The sequence below is a fragment of the Caulobacter sp. P4_E5 genome (assembly GCF_056401555.1).
The window spans coordinates 101,173-116,930 of record NZ_JBFUJD010000007.1 but is presented as its reverse complement, the minus strand read 5'-3'; the positions used below and the strand labels follow the sequence as shown (position 1 = coordinate 116,930).

Below are 15,758 nucleotides of genomic sequence, written 5' to 3'. Positions count from 1 at the left end.
ACTTCAATGGAAGGCTCGGGATTTTCCGGCTAGCGGTGAAACCACTCACCCTCCCACCGCTTCGCGGCGGGCCCCTCCCTCTCTCTCAGAGAGAGGGATTCCGGATGTCCGTTTCCCACCCGTTGCGGACTCATCGAGATTGGTGTGAGCCTCACGATATGGCCGGTTTGAGCTTTGCAGCGAAATTTAGGGCCGCCCAGCCAAAATGGTCGCGATGGCTGCTCTGGCTCGTCGGTCTCCCAGCTGGGGCGATTGCAGGTTTCGCCATTTTGCGAACAACCGATGGCGGGGCGCTGCCGGCATGGGGCGCCTGTGCTTTTGTCGCGTTCGCAGTGATCTGCGCTATCCAATGGGTATTCTATCTTCAGCGAAAAGCTGAATAGCCTCACCTTAGGTCTGTGCATCGCCCCAGGTAGAATTCTGCCGGCGCCACCAACGCCCCCACCGCACCCCTTCGCCGCACCCCGCTTGCCCCCGCCCGATTCCCATCCCACCTTCGCAAGATGAGTGACCGTTCGACCGGCCTGGCCCCTTCGAAGCTGACCGCGGTCCTGGGGCCCACCAATACCGGCAAGACGCACCTGGCCGTCGAGCGGATGCTGGGGCACGCCTCGGGGATGATCGGTCTGCCGCTGCGCCTGCTGGCGCGCGAGATCTACGACCGGATCGTCAAGCTGCGCGGCAAGGCCAGCGTCGCCCTGATCACCGGCGAGGAGAAGATCGTCCCGGCCCGGGCGGCCTATTTCGTCTGCACGGTCGAGGCCATGCCGCTGGGCCGCGAGGTCGATTTCCTGGCCGTCGACGAGATCCAGCTGTGCGCCGATCCCGAGCGCGGCCACATCTTCACCCACCGGCTGCTGCACGCGCGCGGCAAGTTCGAAACCATGTTCCTGGGGGCCGGGACCATGGCCCACCTGGTCCGCCGCCTGCTGCCGGACGCCGAGATCGTCGGGCGCGAGCGGTTCTCGAACCTGTCCTATGCCGGCTCCAAGAAGCTGACCCGCCTGCCGCGGCGGACGGCGATCGTCGCCTTCTCCACCGACGCGGTCTACGCCATCGCCGAGCTGATCCGCCGGCAGCGCGGCGGGGCCGCCGTGGTGATGGGGTCCTTGAGCCCCCGCACCCGCAACGCCCAGGTCGCCCTCTACCAGTCGGGTGAGGTCGACTTCCTGGTGGCCACCGACGCCATCGGCATGGGCCTGAACATGGACGTCGACCACGTGGCCTTCGCGGGCCTGCGCAAGTTCGACGGCAAGCGCACCCGCTGGCTGTATCCGCAAGAGGTCGGCCAGATCGCCGGCCGGGCGGGCCGCTACACCCGCGACGGCACCTTCGGGGTGACCGGCGACTGCGAGGAGATCGACGAGGACCTGGTCGAGGCGGTCGAGAACCACACCTTCGAGCCGATCATCGGGGCCGAATGGCGCAACGCCCGGCTGGACTTCGGCTCGCTGCCCGGCCTGCTGCGGTCGCTGGCCGAGACGCCGCGCCGCAATGGCCTGTCGCTGTCRCAGGAGGCGCTGGACGAGCGCACCTTGCGGGCCCTGGCCAAGCAGGAGGACGTGGTCGCCCGCTGCAAGGCCGACCGCTCGGCCCTGCTCCGGCTATGGGACGTCTGCCAGACGCCGGACTTCCGCAAGACCACCGACGACGACCACCAGCGCATGGCGCGCACCCTGTTCGACGACCTGACCACCGGCCGCAAGCGCCTGCCCGAGGACTGGGTCGGCGGCCAGTTCAAGGCGCTGGACCGGGTGGACGGCGAGATCGACAGCCTGGCCGCGCGGCTGTCGGGCGTGCGGACGCTGTCCTACATCGCCAACCGTCCCGACTGGGTCGCCAATCCCGCCCACTGGCAGGGCCTGACCCGCCAGCTGGAGGACCGGATCAGCGACACCCTGCACGAAAAGCTGATGGCCCGGTTCATCGACCGGCGCACCAGCGTGCTGATGAAGCAGCTGGGCGAGCGCGAGACCCTGCTGGCCGGCGTCGGCCAGGGCGGCGAGGTCACGGTCGAGGGCCACCTGGTCGGCCATCTGGCCGGCGTGACCTTCACCCCCGAGAAGGGCGCCTCGCCGCTGGAGGAAAAGGCCCTGCGCAACGCCGCCCAGCGCGCGGTCGGGCCCGAGATCGCCCGCCGCCTGGGCGTGCTGGCCAGCGAGGCCGACGACGCCTTCGCCCTGACCCCGGACGGCGCGATCCTGTGGCGCGGCGAGATCGCCGGCGCGGTGCGTCACGACCTGCCGCTGCTGGCGCCCCGCGCCCGGCTGCTGGGCGATCTGGGTCCCCTGCACGCCCGCGAGCGGGCCGAGCGGCGACTGGACGCCTTCCTGGCCGGCGAGGTCGACCGCGCCCTGGCGCCGCTGCGCAAGCTGGAGCGGGCCCTGGCCGGCGGCGAGCTTCGCGGCCTGCCGCGCGGCATCGCCCACCGCCTGCTGGAGGCCGGCGGTGTGCTGGACAAGGGTCCGGTCGATCCGGAGCTGAAGGCCTTGAGCCAGGGCGAGCGCCGCACCTTGAAGAGCCTGGGCGTGCGGATCGGGGCGTTCAGCCTCTACTGCCCCGGCGTGCTGAAGGCCGAGGCCGTGGCCTGCGCCCGGGCGCTGAACCCGTCCGGCTGGCGCGGGGCGCTGACCACGCTGGAGGTTCTGCCCAAGCCCGAACCCTCGCCGCGCGAGCTGTCGGCCAGCGGCCTGCGCGCCGTCGCCGGCTTCAGCGTGCCGGTCGAGGCGCTGGAAACGCTGGACGCCCTGCTGCGGGCCGAGCAGCGGCCCGGCGGGGTGGTCGTGACCGAGGCCTCGCTGGAGACGCTGGGCTGGACCGCGCCCCAGGCCTCGGCCGTGCTGCGGGCCCTGGACTACACCCCGGCCATCCGCGCCAAGCCCGACGCGCCGATCGTCTGGAAGCGGCGCGGCGCGGCCAGGCTGGAGCAGAAGCCGGTCAAGGCGCGGCCGGACTCGCCGTTCGCCGCCCTGGCCAAGCTGACCGAGCCGCCGCCCCGGCGGGCGCGGCCCAAGCGCCGTAAGCCGGCTCCCAAGCAGGCCGCGTCATGACGGAGGCGACGCACGACGCCGCCAAGGATTCGGTGCGGGCGGACATCTGGCTGTGGCGGGCCCGCTTCTTCAAGACCCGCTCCCTGGCCGCCCGGTTCGTCGACGAGGGCCGGATCCGCCTGACCCGGTCGGGGACCGAGAGCCGCGTCGACAAGCCCTCGCGGACGGTCAAGCCCGGCGACCTCCTGGTGTTCGGCCTGGCCGGCCGGCTGATCGCGGTGCGGGTGCTGGACTGCGGCGAAAGGCGCGGCCCCGCCACGGAGGCGCGCGGGCTATACGAGACGGTGCAGGGGTAGACCTTCGCTCCTGATCCGCTACCCTAGGTCATCACGGGGCAGGAGCTTAACCATGACGCGTCTCCTTCCTCGCCTTCTCGGGCTGGCCCTAGCCGGCTTCACCGTCGCCGCCGCGCCGGCGCTCGCCGAAACCCGCACGCCGATCCGCACCTTCGACCTGCCACAGCTGCAGCGCATGGGCGTGGCCCTCTACCGGCAGGACCTGTCGGCCTGGCGCGCCACCGACGCCGTGGCGGCCAAGGTCCCCGACCTGGCGGCCGCCGGCCTCAAGGGCTGGCTGGTCGAGGACGACGGCAAGGTCGCCAAGGTCCGCTTCCTGCGCGACCTCGGCCAAGGTCTGGAGGTCGGCTACGACGTCGACGTCAGCGCCAAGGGCGTCGGCCCGGTCACCCAGCCGAAGAATCGCGAGCTGACCGGCGAGGAGCGGGCGATGTTCGCCGCGCGCCAGACCGCCGCGTCCTTCATGTCCGGCGCGTGCCGGCCCGGCTACAACAGCGCGGTGATCAAGGATCCGGACGGCGACGGCTGGCTGGTCTGGATGCTGGCGCCCAGCCCCGGCCAGGGCGTCATTCCGGTCGGCGGCCACTACCGCTTCACGATCAGCGCCGACGGCTCGACGGTCGAGGAGCGCGACGCCCTGTCGGCCAGCTGCCTGACCATCGCCCAGCCCAAGCTGCCGCCCGGCGCCAAGACCGAGGGCATGGTGGTCTCGCACGTGGTGTCGCCGACCCCGCTCGAGACCCACGTATTTCTGAGCCTGCTTTACCGCCAGCCGATGTACGTCACCACCGGCAAGGGCGAGCTATGGGTGGTCGGCAGCGGCCAGATCGCGCCCGTGCAGCTCAAGCCGTAGACATCGCGCTCCAGCGGCGACGGGCCGCGATATTTCCACGGTCCCGCCGGCGCCGTGATACGGCTGACGGGCCCGCAACGTCCGAGAGCCCGCCATTGTCCGATCCAGAGTCCGCGCCCCACGTCTGGAACACCGAGCAGCTCCGGCGAGCGGTCGAGGCGGCGGGCGTGGCCCTTTGGTCCTGGAATGTCGACACCGATCAGTTGGTCATGGACACGCTGGGCTACGGCCTATGGGGCGTGCCGGTCACAACGGCGGTCTGCTTCGAGGACCTGTCCGCCCACATCCACCCCGCCGATCGCGATCGGGTCCGCGCCGCGTTCGCGGCGACGCGCGGGATCGTCGGCTCCTATGAGATCGACTTCCGGATCCTGGTCGAAGACGATGTCCGATGGATTTCGGCGCGCGGACAAGGCGACGACGCCGGCATGATCGGCCGTGTCATGGTCGGTGTGTTTCTCGACGTCACCGGTCGCAAGCAGGCCGAGGAAGCCAACGAACTGCTGGCGGGCGAGATGAGCCACCGGGTCAAGAACCTGCTGACCATCGCCTCGGCCCTGACGGCGATCACCTCGCGCTCGACCGAGACAGCGACGGACATGGCGCGCGAATTGACCGACCGGCTGACGGCCCTGGGCCGCGCCCACGATCTCGTTCGGCCCATTCCTGGCCAAGAGGGCAAGGCGGCGCTGCTCGGCGATCTGCTCTCGGTCCTGCTGGCGCCCTACGACGACCTGGGCGCTTTCAGCGGACGCATTCGGGTGTCCGTCCCGCGGATGGGCGTCGGAGAGGCGGCGGCCACGACGCTGGCCCTGGTCATCCATGAGCTGGCCACGAATTCCCTGAAATATGGAGCCTTGTCGGTCGCCGCCGGCACGCTGGATGTCTCGTGCACCGCTCAGGACCAGGACGTCGTGGTGGTCTGGACCGAACGTGGCGGCCCGCCGGTCAAGCCGCCCGAGGGATCGGGGTTCGGCAGCAAGATGGTCGTCAGGGGCATGTCGACCCAACTGGGCGGTTCGATCGCCTATGACTGGCCCACCCACGGGGTGATCGCCACCTTGCGGATGCTCAAGGATCGCCTCGCGACCTGATCGCGCCAGTAGACGTAAGGCCCACACCCAAACCGCCGCGCCCGCCGCTAGATCGTAAAGCTCTCGAGGAACGCCGCCACCTGGTCCGCCGGCATCGGGCGGCCGAAGTGATAGCCTTGCACCTGGTCGCAGCCGTAGTGCTCCAGCGCCTTCAGCTGGGCGGCGTCCTCGACGCCCTCGGCCACCACCTTCATGCCCATCGAGGTGCCCAGGGTGATGACGGCCTTCACGATCGCCTCGTCCTCGGTGTTCTGGACGAAGGACTTGTCGATCTTCAGGCGGTCGATCGGGAACTGGCGCAGGTTGGCCAGGCTGGCATAGCCGGTGCCGAAGTCGTCCAGCGCGATCATCACCCCCGCGTCATGCAGGCGCCTGACGGTGTCGCTGACCAGGTCCGAGCCCCAGCCCATATAGACGTTCTCGGTGACCTCGATGGTCAGGCGATCGCACGGCACGTTCCAGCGGGCCAGGCGGTCCTGGACCTCCTCGGCCAGGCGGCCGCTGCGGAACTGGGCGGCCGAGATGTTGACCGCCACGCGGCCGAACTCGACGCCCTGATCCATCCAGGCGCGCATCTGCTGCAGGGCCCGCTCGAAGGCGACGTCGCCCAGCTTCAGCGACAGATCCTGGTCCTCGAAGGCGGCCATGAACCGGGCCGGCGGCAGCACGCCTTGCTCGGGATGGTTCCAGCGCATCAGGGCCTCGAAGCCGGCGACCTTGCCCTCGCGGATGTCGACGACGGGCTGGTAGTACAGCATGAACTCGTCGGCGGTCAGGGCGGCGCGGACGTCGCGCAGCAGCTCGATCCGCTGCTCGACCTCGGAGCGCATCGACGGCTCGAACAGGATGCTGCGGTTGCGGCCCGCCTCCTTGGCCCGATAGAGGGCGATGTCGGCGTTCTTGATCATGTGGGCCGGATCGGCGTCCGGATCCCCGTGCAGGGCCGCCCCGATGCTGGCGCTGGCGGTGAAGCTGCGGCCGGCGTGCTCGATCGGGCGGCGTAGCAGCTCCTGCAGCGTCGCGATCGGCCGCATCATGTCGGCCTCGCCGTGCAGGCCGCGCAGGATCACCGCGAACTCGTCGCCGCCCAGCCGCGCGACCGTGTCGCCGGCCCGGAAGGCGCGCTGCAGCATGCCCGCCAGGCGCTTGAGCAAGGCGTCGCCGGCGTCGTGGCCCAGGGTGTCGTTGATGTCCTTGAAGTGATCGACGTCGATCATGATCAGGCCGAACATCTCGCCCAGCGTCTCGGACGCCGTCACCGCCTCCTGGAAGCGGTGCTGGAACAGGGCCCGGTTGGGCAGGCCCGTCAGCGAGTCCTTGAAGGCCAGGGTCTCGATCGCTTCGGTCTGGCGGCGGCGGTCGGTGATGTCCTTGAACAGGTTGACCAGCTTCTCGGGCTTGCCGTCGGCCCCGACGAACACCTTGCCGACCGAGCGCACCCAGGTCTCGACCCCGTCGTCGCGGTCCAGCCGGAACTCGAACACCCGGGCCTCGCCCAGCTTGCGGGTCGCCACGGCGTCGGCGCAGCGCTGGCGGTCCTCGGGATGGACGATGTCCAGCGGGTCGTTCTCGAAGGTGCACCACTTCTGCAGCTCGGGCGCGGTGCCCGAGAAATAGATTTCCTTGGTGTGCAGGTCGTATTCGCGGACCAGCAGATCGTCGAGCTCCAGCGCCATCTTCAGGCGCTGCTGGTCGCGCTCGGCGCGCAGCACGCTGTCGGCATAGCCGGTGACGTCGCGGGCCGTGACCATGACGGCGAAGGTCTCTCCGCCCTCGCGGCAGGCGCTGAACTCGGTGCGCCAGACCCGCTGGACGCCGTCCTGGTCGACGGTGGGCAGATAGCGCGAGAAGGCGATCCCCTCCTCGGCGCAGGCCAGCAGCGCCCCGACGTCCTCGGAGGCCACCAGGCCGCCGGCGCCAGCGTCGGCGCCGACCGAAACGGCCGCGGCGATCCCTTGCGTCGCCCATTCGCGGCTGACGGCCACGAGGTTCAGGTCCCGGTCCAGCAAGGCCGCGGCGAACGGAATTTCGCGGACGAACTCACCGAACGCGCGCGCCCGCGCCCTGGCCAGGGCGCGTGTGGCGGTGTCGGCTTCCACGCTGGTTTGGATAGCCAAGGCTTGTGTCTTCATAAAGTCGGCTTCCCGACGTTTGTTTTTATTGGACGTTTCTCGAGCGGCATACTCACGTTCGTTCAATAAGAAATGGTTTGCGTCCAGACGGCCCGATGTCGCGCGACACCCCCACGCGGGCCGACGACCGGTGTCARAAACACGGCCCGCCCTGGTCGCGCCTAGAGAATTCCTGGGTCCCCGGGGCGCCAAGCCGCATTGACAAGCGGCCCCTAGACTTCGAAAACGCGGCCGCCGAACTCCGTCCGACCTCAACCGAGTTTTCGATGACCTATATCGTCACCGACGCCTGCGTCCGCTGCAAGTTCATGGACTGCGTGGAGGTGTGCCCGGTCGATTGCTTCTACGAGGGCGAGAACTTCCTCGTGATCAATCCCGACGAATGCATCGACTGCGGCGTCTGCGAGCCCGAGTGCCCGGTCGACGCCATCAAGCCGGACACCGAGGACGAGGCCGACGGCAAGTGGCTGCGCGTCAACGCCGACTACGCCAAGGTTTGGCCGAACATCACGGTCAAGGGCGAGCCGCCCGCCGACCGCGAGGAGTTCGAGCGCGAGACCGGTAAGTTCGAGAAGTACTTCAGCGAAAAGCCGGGCACGGGCTCCTGATCCCGACGTCGGTCCCGAGCGCGTTGGGCGAAAGTGTGAGCGGTTTCGCCCGCCAAACGCGCTCTACGTTTGACTCTAGAGCCTGTTCATCGAGTTCAGATGATTCCGTCTGAACTCGACAGGCTCTAGGCGCGATTTCTCAAGCTCTAGCGATCACCGACCCGCGAAAGCTTGGCGGCGAAACCCCCATGCCAGGACGCAACCCTTTCATAGGGCTGAATTTTATGCTATTGTCGCTGCCGACGTGACGGTTGCGGCTATTCGCGACGGTCCGTCTTGTCGAAGAAGCCGTTTCAAAAAAGCCAATTGAACCGGCTCGCCCGATCGAAGGCGAAGGGTGTCTTAGAGGTCTATTCCAAATCCTGACAGGCTTGGCCCCGCGACCAGTATTCCGCGGAGCGGGAAGCTGTCGCCTTTGGTTTGGGACAGAACACGGCGTTCGGACCTGGCGGGTCCGCATTGATGAGGACGAACATGAGCAAGAGCGGTCTGGAATTCTCGGTCAGCGATCACGTCGTTTACCCCGCACACGGCGTTGGCACCATTCAGGCGGTCGAGACCCAGGAAGTGGCCGGTATGTCGCTCGAAGTCTACGTCATCACCTTCGACCATGAAAAAATGACCCTGCGGGTCCCCACCAAGAAGGCCAAGACGGCCGGCCTGCGCCCGCTGGCGGAAGGCAATGTCGTCAATCAGGCCCTCACCACCCTGAAGGGCCGCGCCCGGGTGAAGCGCACCATGTGGTCGCGCCGCGCCCAGGAATACGAAGCCAAGATCAACTCGGGCGACCTGATCTCGATCGCCGAGGTGGTCCGCGACCTGCACCGCGCCGAGAACCAGCCGGAACAGTCCTATTCGGAACGCCAGCTGTATGAATCGGCTCTGGACCGCATGGCCCGCGAAGTCGCCGCCATCGAGCGCATCGACCGCGAAGCCGCCATCGGCATCCTGACCAAGTCGCTGGTCAAGGCCGCCTAGGCGGACCTTTCCGGACTTTCGAAGACACGAAGACGCCCTCCCTCGCGGGAGGGCGTTTTTGTTTGGACGGAGGGGTGGAGGGCGGTCGTCACTCGGGGAGCGGAGGCTCGTCGTTCTCCGGCGATCCCTTCACGGGCTCAGCGGCCTCGATCGCATGTTTCGCCGGTTGATCCAGGACCGCGCCGAAACCCAACAGGACCGAGGCGAGCATCAGGCCGCCCTTGGTCCTGGAGCCAAGCCGGTGGGCCAGCCACCCGATCAGCGGCGCCAGCACCAGGAGCGCGACCAGCGCGATCAGAAATTGAAGCCATCCAACCATGCCACTTTAGTTGGGGCTTAGTTGGAGCTAGCCAAGTGGCGCTTGCGAAGGCGACTGAGGGTGGTGAGGGGACGCTCGGGTCGCACGCTAAACCCCTCTCTCTGAGAGAGAGGGAGGGGCCCACCGCCGCAGGCGGTGGGAGGGTGAGTGGTTACGGTCTCGCCGGAAAGTCCCAATTCCTTGGGCCCCAACGCCGACCTCCCCGGCGAAGGCCGGGGCCCAGATCGAACCCACGAGCCTCACGCGAATAGCGCGACGCGAAGGCGCGAAAACCCCAAACTCTCCGGATGAACCTGGACCCCGGCCTTCGCCGGGGGGTCGGGAGAGGGGGAGCTTCGTTCGGAGAGATTATAACCACTCACCCTCCCACCGCTTCGCGGCGGGCCCCTCCCTCTCTCTCAGAGAGAGGGATTCTGGATGGCCGCCTCGCCCTAATCCCGGCCAAACCCGCGCACGAACGCCGCCACCTCGCCGGCCGGCATCGGCTTGGCGAAATGGTAGCCCTGGACCTGATCGCAGCCATAGGCGCTGAGCGCGGCCAGCTGTTCGGGCTTTTCGACGCCCTCGGCCACCACCTTCATGCCCATGCTGGCGCCGAGGTTGATCACGGCGCGGACGATGGCGTCGTCCTCGGCGTTCTGGACGAAGGACTTGTCGATCTTCAGCCGATCGACCGGGAACTGGCGGAGATTGGCTAGCGAGGCGTAGCCAGTGCCGAAGTCGTCCAGGGCGATCTGCACCCCGGTGGCGTGCAGCGCGCACACCGTCTCGGCCACCACGTCGGCGCCCCAGCCCATATAGACGTTCTCGGTGACCTCGATCGCCAGGCGCTCGGCGGGCACGTTCCAGGCGCGCAGCTTGTCGGCGATGTCGCTGGCCAGGCGCCCGGTGCGGAACTGTTCGCTGGAGATGTTGACGGCCACCCGGCCGAACTCGACGCCCTCGTCCAGCCAGGCGCGCATCTGGCCCAGCGCCCGCTCGAAGGCGACCTCGCCCAGCTGCAGCGAAAGGTCGGTGTCCTCGAACGCGGCCATGAAGGCGGCCGGCGGCAGCACGCCCTGCTCGGGATGGTTCCAGCGCATCAGCGCCTCGAGCCCGGCGACCTTGTTCGAGGCCAGGTCGACCACCGGCTGGTAGTAGAGGTCGAATTCGCCCTGGGCGATCGCCAGCCGCACCTCGCGCAGCAGCTCGACCCGCTGCTCGACCTGGGTGCGCATGGCCGGCTTGAAGACCACGCAGCGGTTGCGGCCGCCGGACTTGGCCTCGTACAGCGCCACATCGGCGTTCTTCAGCAGGTGCAGCGGATCGGCGTCCGGGTCGTCGTGGATCGCCGCGCCCAGGCTGGCGCTGATCGTGAAGCTGCGGCCCGAATGTTCGACGGGGTTGCGCAGCAGGGCCTGCAGCACCTCGATCGGCCGCAGCAGATCCTCGGGACCCGTCAGGCCGCGCAGGATCACCGCGAACTCGTCGCCGCCCAGGCGCGAGACGGTGTCGCCCCGGCGGAAGGCCTTGCTCAGCGTCTTGGCCAGGTTCAGCAGCAAGGCGTCGCCGGCGTCGTGGCCCAGGGTGTCGTTGATGTCCTTGAAGTGGTCGACGTCGATCATCAGCACGCCGAACATCTCGCCCTGGCGCTCGGCCGCCTCGACCGCCGCCTCGAAGCCGCGCTGGAAGGCGGTGCGGTTGGGCAGGCCGGTCAGGGTGTCGCGATAGGCCAGGAACTCGATCTTGGCCGAGGCCTCGACCCGGTCGGTGATGTCCTCGTGGGTGGCGACATAGCCGACGCCCTCGATCGGCGTGTGCGAGATCCGCACGGTCCGGCCGTCGGCCAGGGCCAGCTCCTCGACGATCGACTGGCCGGGCGTGGCCACGGCGCTGCGCGCCAGATATTCGGCCACGCCCGAAATCGGGCCCTGTCCGGTCGAGAAGCCGTATTCGAGGATCGTCTCGCGCGGCGTTCCCCGCCGGCTCAGCGTCTCGGGCAGCCGGTACATGGCCACGAACGCCGGGTTGCACAGGATCAGGCGGCCGTCGCCGTCCACCATGCACAGTCCGTGCGGCATGTTGTTCAGGGCGGCGGTCAGCAGGGCGTTCTGCTCGGCGAGCGTGACGGCGGCGGTCTCGCGGGGCGACAGGCCGCGGGGCTCGAGGGGAACGACATTGGAAGACGACATTGCACTAACCTCAACTCAGGCCGGGATCGTGCGATGGGCATGCCTAACAACCGGTCGCCGAGCGCCGTGGCTTTCTGTCGCGGAATACGCGCGGCCCTTCAGCGACAAAGGTGCGCTCGGAAAGGCCGGCGCTGTGTCGCCATGACGCAGCGTTTCGCCAATGGCGCTTAAACCCTGCGGCGTCCAAGCTGGCGCGCATGAAAGCCGGCGCCTACAGATCCTATTCGCAACAGGCGTTCGAGCAGTACTATGCCCGGACCTACTCCGGCCACGTCGTCATGCGCGTTTGCAGCATCGCCCTGGTCGCGGTCTTGCTGCTGGTCCTGAAGGTGATCGGCCTGCCGATCGCCCTGGGCTGGGTCGCCGCCTTCGCGCTGTCGGAAGCCTACGCCGTGGCCTGGTGGCAGAGGGTGGTCCCGCGCCTCCCYGACGCCGGGCCCGAACAGATCCTCGCCTTCCGGAGTCAGCTGATCGCGATCACGGCCCTGCTGTCGGCCGTCGGCGCGGGGCCTATCCTGTTGGCCCACCCGACAAGCAGTGCCGGCGCGGTCTCGATGATCATCGTCAGCGCCGGCGTGCTGATGACCATCGCCGCCCAGCACACCCTGACGCGCGGCATGTTCTTCTGGACCGCGCCCGTCCCGGCGGCCGCCCTGCTGTACAGCATGAGCCAGCTGCAGTCGGGGCTGGAGGGCTGGATCCTGTTGGCGCTGGGCGTCTGCTTCCTGGTCAACGCCCGGGGCTTGCAGGTCGCCAACGCCGACTCCTACGCCGAGGTCATCAGCGGCCAGCTCAGCGCCGAGCAGGCCAACCAGGCCAAGAGCGCCTTCCTGGCGACGGTCTCCCACGAGATCCGCACGCCGCTGAACGGCGTGCTGGGCATGGCCCAGGCGATGCGGCGCGAGCCGATGTCGGCGGACCAGGCCGATCGCCTCAAGGTGCTGCAGCAGTCCGGCGCGACCTTGCTGACCCTGCTCAACGACCTGCTGGACATGGCCAAGATCGAGGCCGGCAAGGTGCAGCTCGAACCGCTGGACTTCGATCCAGAGGCGCTGGCGCGCGGCGCCTGCTGCGCCTTCGCCGGCATCGCCGTCGAGAAGGGTCTGGACCTCCACTTCGAACGGGACGGCGAGCCGGCCTGCTATCATGGCGACCCGACCCGGGTGCGCCAGATCCTCTACAACCTGATCGGCAACGCGGTGAAGTTCACCGACCACGGCCACGTCACGGTGCGCCTGGTGTTCAGGACGGCCGGCTTCGAGCTGGCGGTCGAGGACACCGGCATCGGCTTTTCCGACGAGGCCAAGGCCAGCCTGTTCGAGAAGTTCGGCCAGGCCGACGCCACGACCACCCGGCGTTTCGGCGGCTCGGGCCTGGGCCTGCCGATCTCGCGGGAGCTGGCCAACCTGATGGGCGGCGACATCGCGGTCGAGAGCCGCAACGGCGAAGGCTCGACCTTCCGCGTCACCCTCCCCCTGCCGCTGGCGGCGGCCCCCGTCGCCGCGCCCGTCGCCGCCACGGCGGAAGCCTTGGTCGACACCGCCGACCAGCCGATCAGCATCCTGGTGGCCGAGGACAACCCGACCAACCAGCTGGTGCTACGGAGCCTTCTGGGCGACGACTTCAGCCTCGAAGTGGTCGAGGACGGACGGCTGGCGCTGGAGGCCTGGCGCAACGGGGCGTTCGACCTGATCCTGATGGACATCAACATGCCGATCATGGACGGCGTCAGCGCCACGCGGGCGATCCGGGCCGAGGAGCGCGCCGAGGGCCGCGCGCGGACGCCGATCATCGCCCTGACCGCCAACGCCATGGACCACCAGAAACACGACTACCTGGCGGCGGGTCTCGACGCTCACGTCAGCAAGCCGATCGATGTAACCGCTCTGTTTTCCGCCATCGCCGACGCGGTGGCTGACCCGACCGACGCCGCCGCCTGGGCCTAGACGTCTGGGTCTAAAAGTCGGGGCTGGCGCTCGCGGCGCTCACCCTGCCGCCGACGAGGTCCCGGCCGCGGCGGTCGGCGCGTTCAGGGACACGTCCAGGCGACAGTCCAGCCCGTCGGGCGCGAAGACCATCCGGCTGGCCCCGCCAAGCTCGCCCTTGAGACTGGTCTCGATCAGTCGCGAGCCAAACCCGCGCCGGATCGGCGCCCGGACCGGCGGCCCGCCCTGTTCGCGCCAGTGGACGATCAGGCGGCGCTCGCCGTCCGGCTGCAACATCAGCCGCCAGGAGACCTGCACGAGCCCCGTCGCCGCCGACAGCGCCCCGTATTTGGCCGCGTTGGTGGCCAGCTCGTGGAATACCAGGCCCAGGGCCACGGCGAAGCGGGGCGACAGGTCCACGACCGGCCCGTCCACCCGGATCTGCTCGGCCGCGTAGGGCGCGAGCTCCTGACCCAGCAGCTCGCCCAGGCTGACCCGCTTCCAGCCGCTGCGGTTCAGCAGGTTGTGGGTCTGGGACAAGGCGACCAGCCGCGCCTCGAACTTGTCGCGGAAGTCCTCGGGCGAGTCGGCCCGCCGCGCCGTCTGGGCGGCGATCGACTGGACGGTGGCCAGGGTGTTCTTGACCCGATGGTTCAGCTCGTTGATCAGCAGGCGCTGCTGCTCCTGGGCGCTCATCGCCTCGGTGACGTCGACATTGCAGCCCGTGTGGCCCAGGAACACGCCATCGGGATCGAACCGCGGCGTGCCCTCGCAGCGCAGCCACAGGGTCTGGCCCTGGCGATCGCTGACCCGGGCGAAGATCATGAAGCCGCGCTGCCGGACGACGGCCTCGGTGAATTCCCGGTGGAAGCTCGGGCGGTCCTCGGGCCGGATCGCGCCGGCCCATCGGGGCCCGGGCATCTCCTCGTGCGGACGTCCGAACAGCACCTGGTAGTGGCGATTGACGAAGACCGTCCGCCCTTGCGCGTCGGTCATCCAGATCAGCGCCGGGGCGCTGTCGGCGATCAGTCGGAAGCGATCCTCGCTCTCGGCCACGGCGGCGAAGGCGGCGTGGCGGTCGGTGACGTCCATCACCACGCCGATCATGCGGATGGGCCGACCGCGCGCGTCGCTGATGGCCCGTCCCCGGACATTGATCCAGCGCACCTGGCCGTCCGGACGCACCATGCGGTACTCGGCGTCGTAGTCGACATGGTCCGCCAAGGCCTGGGCCAGCTGGGCCTCGCGCCGCTCGCGGTCGTCCGGGTGGACGGCGGCCGCCCAGTCGGCCTGGGTCAGAGGCGCGCCTTGCGCCACGCCCACGATCTCGCGCCCGCGGGGCGAGACGTGCAGGGCGCGGTGGGGCAAGGCCAGCTCCCAATAGCCGACCCGGCCGGCGTCGAGCGCGCCCAGCACGTCCAGCCGCCGGTCATAGAGCGAGGCGGCCAGGGCCAGGAACAGGATCACCAGGGCGCCGGCCGCGACGGCGAAGGCCAGGACCAGCGGCGGAACGCCCGAAGGCTCTGAAACATGGACCTCCACCCGCGTCAGGCGCAGGGCGGCCATGGCCGTATAGTGCATGCCGACGATCGCCGCGCCCAGAAGCCCGGCCGCGACGGCGCGCCAGAGCATCGAGCGCTCGGCGCGCGCGGCGATCAGGGCCACGGTCGAAGCGCCGACCGCGATCAGCAGCGACAACGCCACCAGACGCGGATCGTAGCCCAGCGACACGGCCGTCCGCAGGGCGGCCATGCCGACATAGTGCATCAGGCAGATGCCCGCGCCCATGAAGCCGCCGGCCACGGCCACTCGCCGCCAGGGCGCGCCGGCCTCGGCCGCGGTGAAGAACGCGCCACCCGTGGCCAAGATCGCCACGGCCAGCGACAGGGCGGTCAGCGGCGGATCGTAACGGACGGGGGCGCCGGGATCGAAGCCCAGCATGGCGATGAAGTGCATCGACCAGATGCTGGCGCCCATGGCGAAGGCGGCCACGCCCAGCCAGACGGTGCGAGCTCGGCCAACATGGGTGCGGACGCGCCTGAAGAGGTCCAGAGCGGTCCACGAACCCAGGACCGCCACCAGCAGAGAAAGCAGCACAAACGCGGGTTGATGAACGTGCTGCATACAGCTCCTGCCCAGGAGACGGGTCTCAAGCTTGGGCTCGCCGACTACGAATGCCAATGGAAAATCGCGGTTCCATCCCCATGGTGGGGCTCGAATCTTACCTAACCGGAACGCCGGGCCGCCAATATTTGTTCGATGTCCCGCATGACTTGCCCTCGCACCGCATTTCTCGCGAAAGACGATCTTGGAACGCCGGACGGTCTGGAAT

General features: G+C 68.9%; 11 protein-coding genes. 7 read left to right on the top strand and 4 right to left on the bottom strand.

The window, feature by feature from the left end; all coding sequences use genetic code 11:
• Positions 1–503: 503 nt before the first annotated feature.
• The 4 genes from AC1DSO_RS04070 (at position 504) to AC1DSO_RS04055 (ending at position 5,293) form a co-directional block, all read left to right on the top strand.
• Positions 504–3,050: a helicase-related protein gene (locus AC1DSO_RS04070; RefSeq protein WP_477067627.1), complete on the top strand. Its 2,547-nt coding sequence runs from the start codon at positions 504–506 to the stop codon at positions 3,048–3,050.
• The gene (locus tag AC1DSO_RS04065; RefSeq protein ID WP_477067626.1) at positions 3,047–3,346 is read left to right on the top strand and encodes an RNA-binding S4 domain-containing protein; all 300 of its coding nucleotides are present in this window, start codon (positions 3,047–3,049) and stop codon (positions 3,344–3,346) included. Before AC1DSO_RS04070 ends, AC1DSO_RS04065 begins: the two co-directional genes overlap by 4 nt.
• Positions 3,347–3,398: 52 nt before the next feature.
• Positions 3,399–4,199: a hypothetical protein gene (locus AC1DSO_RS04060; protein ID WP_477067625.1), complete on the top strand. Its 801-nt coding sequence runs from the start codon at positions 3,399–3,401 to the stop codon at positions 4,197–4,199.
• Positions 4,200–4,294: 95 nt separating this feature from the next.
• A complete protein-coding gene (locus AC1DSO_RS04055; protein ID WP_477067624.1) occupies positions 4,295–5,293 on the top strand; it encodes a sensor histidine kinase in 999 nt (332 codons plus the stop codon).
• Positions 5,294–5,340: 47 nt separating this feature from the next.
• On the opposite strand, the gene AC1DSO_RS04050 is transcribed toward AC1DSO_RS04055, so the two are convergent.
• Complete coding sequence (locus tag AC1DSO_RS04050; protein WP_477067623.1) at positions 5,341–7,425, bottom strand: putative bifunctional diguanylate cyclase/phosphodiesterase; 2,085 nt, start codon at positions 7,423–7,425, stop codon at positions 5,341–5,343.
• 266 nt (positions 7,426–7,691) lie between these two features.
• Here AC1DSO_RS04050 and fdxA point away from each other — a divergent pair, with 266 nt between their 5' ends.
• Positions 7,692–8,033 carry a ferredoxin FdxA gene (gene fdxA, locus AC1DSO_RS04045; protein WP_047408863.1) on the top strand — a complete coding sequence of 114 codons (342 nt, stop codon included), beginning with the start codon at positions 7,692–7,694 and terminating at the stop codon, positions 8,031–8,033.
• 474 nt (positions 8,034–8,507) lie between these two features.
• Positions 8,508–9,011: a CarD family transcriptional regulator gene (locus AC1DSO_RS04040; protein ID WP_047408402.1), complete on the top strand. Its 504-nt coding sequence runs from the start codon at positions 8,508–8,510 to the stop codon at positions 9,009–9,011.
• An 88-nt stretch (positions 9,012–9,099) separates the two neighbouring features.
• Here the strand turns inward: AC1DSO_RS04040 and AC1DSO_RS04035 are convergent, their stop codons facing one another.
• Together AC1DSO_RS04035 and AC1DSO_RS04030 are read right to left on the bottom strand one after the other, a co-directional pair.
• Positions 9,100–9,330 carry a hypothetical protein gene (locus AC1DSO_RS04035; protein WP_477067622.1) on the bottom strand — a complete coding sequence of 77 codons (231 nt, stop codon included), beginning with the start codon at positions 9,328–9,330 and terminating at the stop codon, positions 9,100–9,102.
• 431 nt (positions 9,331–9,761) lie between these two features.
• Positions 9,762–11,501, bottom strand: coding sequence for a putative bifunctional diguanylate cyclase/phosphodiesterase (locus AC1DSO_RS04030; RefSeq protein ID WP_477067621.1), 1,740 nt, complete (start codon positions 11,499–11,501; stop codon positions 9,762–9,764).
• Between the two features lie 197 nt (positions 11,502–11,698).
• Here AC1DSO_RS04030 and AC1DSO_RS04025 point away from each other — a divergent pair, with 197 nt between their 5' ends.
• Entirely contained in the window at positions 11,699–13,447 is a 1,749-nt protein-coding gene (locus AC1DSO_RS04025) for an ATP-binding protein (protein WP_477067620.1), read from the top strand.
• 39 nt (positions 13,448–13,486) lie between these two features.
• Here the strand turns inward: AC1DSO_RS04025 and AC1DSO_RS04020 are convergent, their stop codons facing one another.
• On the bottom strand, positions 13,487–15,550 hold the full coding sequence (locus tag AC1DSO_RS04020; RefSeq protein ID WP_477067619.1) for an MHYT domain-containing protein: 2,064 nt from the start codon (positions 15,548–15,550) through the stop codon (positions 13,487–13,489).
• Between the last annotated feature and the right edge of the window lie 208 nt (positions 15,551–15,758).

Bases quoted from the DNA above. Each gene is read 5' to 3' on its own strand.
- AC1DSO_RS04065 (WP_477067626.1), top strand. From the start codon at position 3,047: ATGACGGAGGCGACGCACGACGCCGCCAAGGATTCGGTGCGGGCGGAC.
- AC1DSO_RS04060 (WP_477067625.1), top strand. From the start codon at position 3,399: ATGACGCGTCTCCTTCCTCGCCTTCTCGGGCTGGCCCTAGCCGGCTTC.
- AC1DSO_RS04050 (WP_477067623.1), bottom strand. From the start codon at position 7,425: ATGAAGACACAAGCCTTGGCTATCCAAACCAGCGTGGAAGCCGACACC.
- fdxA (WP_047408863.1), top strand. From the start codon at position 7,692: ATGACCTATATCGTCACCGACGCCTGCGTCCGCTGCAAGTTCATGGAC.
- AC1DSO_RS04040 (WP_047408402.1), top strand. From the start codon at position 8,508: ATGAGCAAGAGCGGTCTGGAATTCTCGGTCAGCGATCACGTCGTTTAC.
- AC1DSO_RS04035 (WP_477067622.1), bottom strand. From the start codon at position 9,330: ATGGTTGGATGGCTTCAATTTCTGATCGCGCTGGTCGCGCTCCTGGTG.
- AC1DSO_RS04030 (WP_477067621.1), bottom strand. From the start codon at position 11,501: ATGTCGTCTTCCAATGTCGTTCCCCTCGAGCCCCGCGGCCTGTCGCCC.
- AC1DSO_RS04020 (WP_477067619.1), bottom strand. From the start codon at position 15,550: ATGCAGCACGTTCATCAACCCGCGTTTGTGCTGCTTTCTCTGCTGGTG.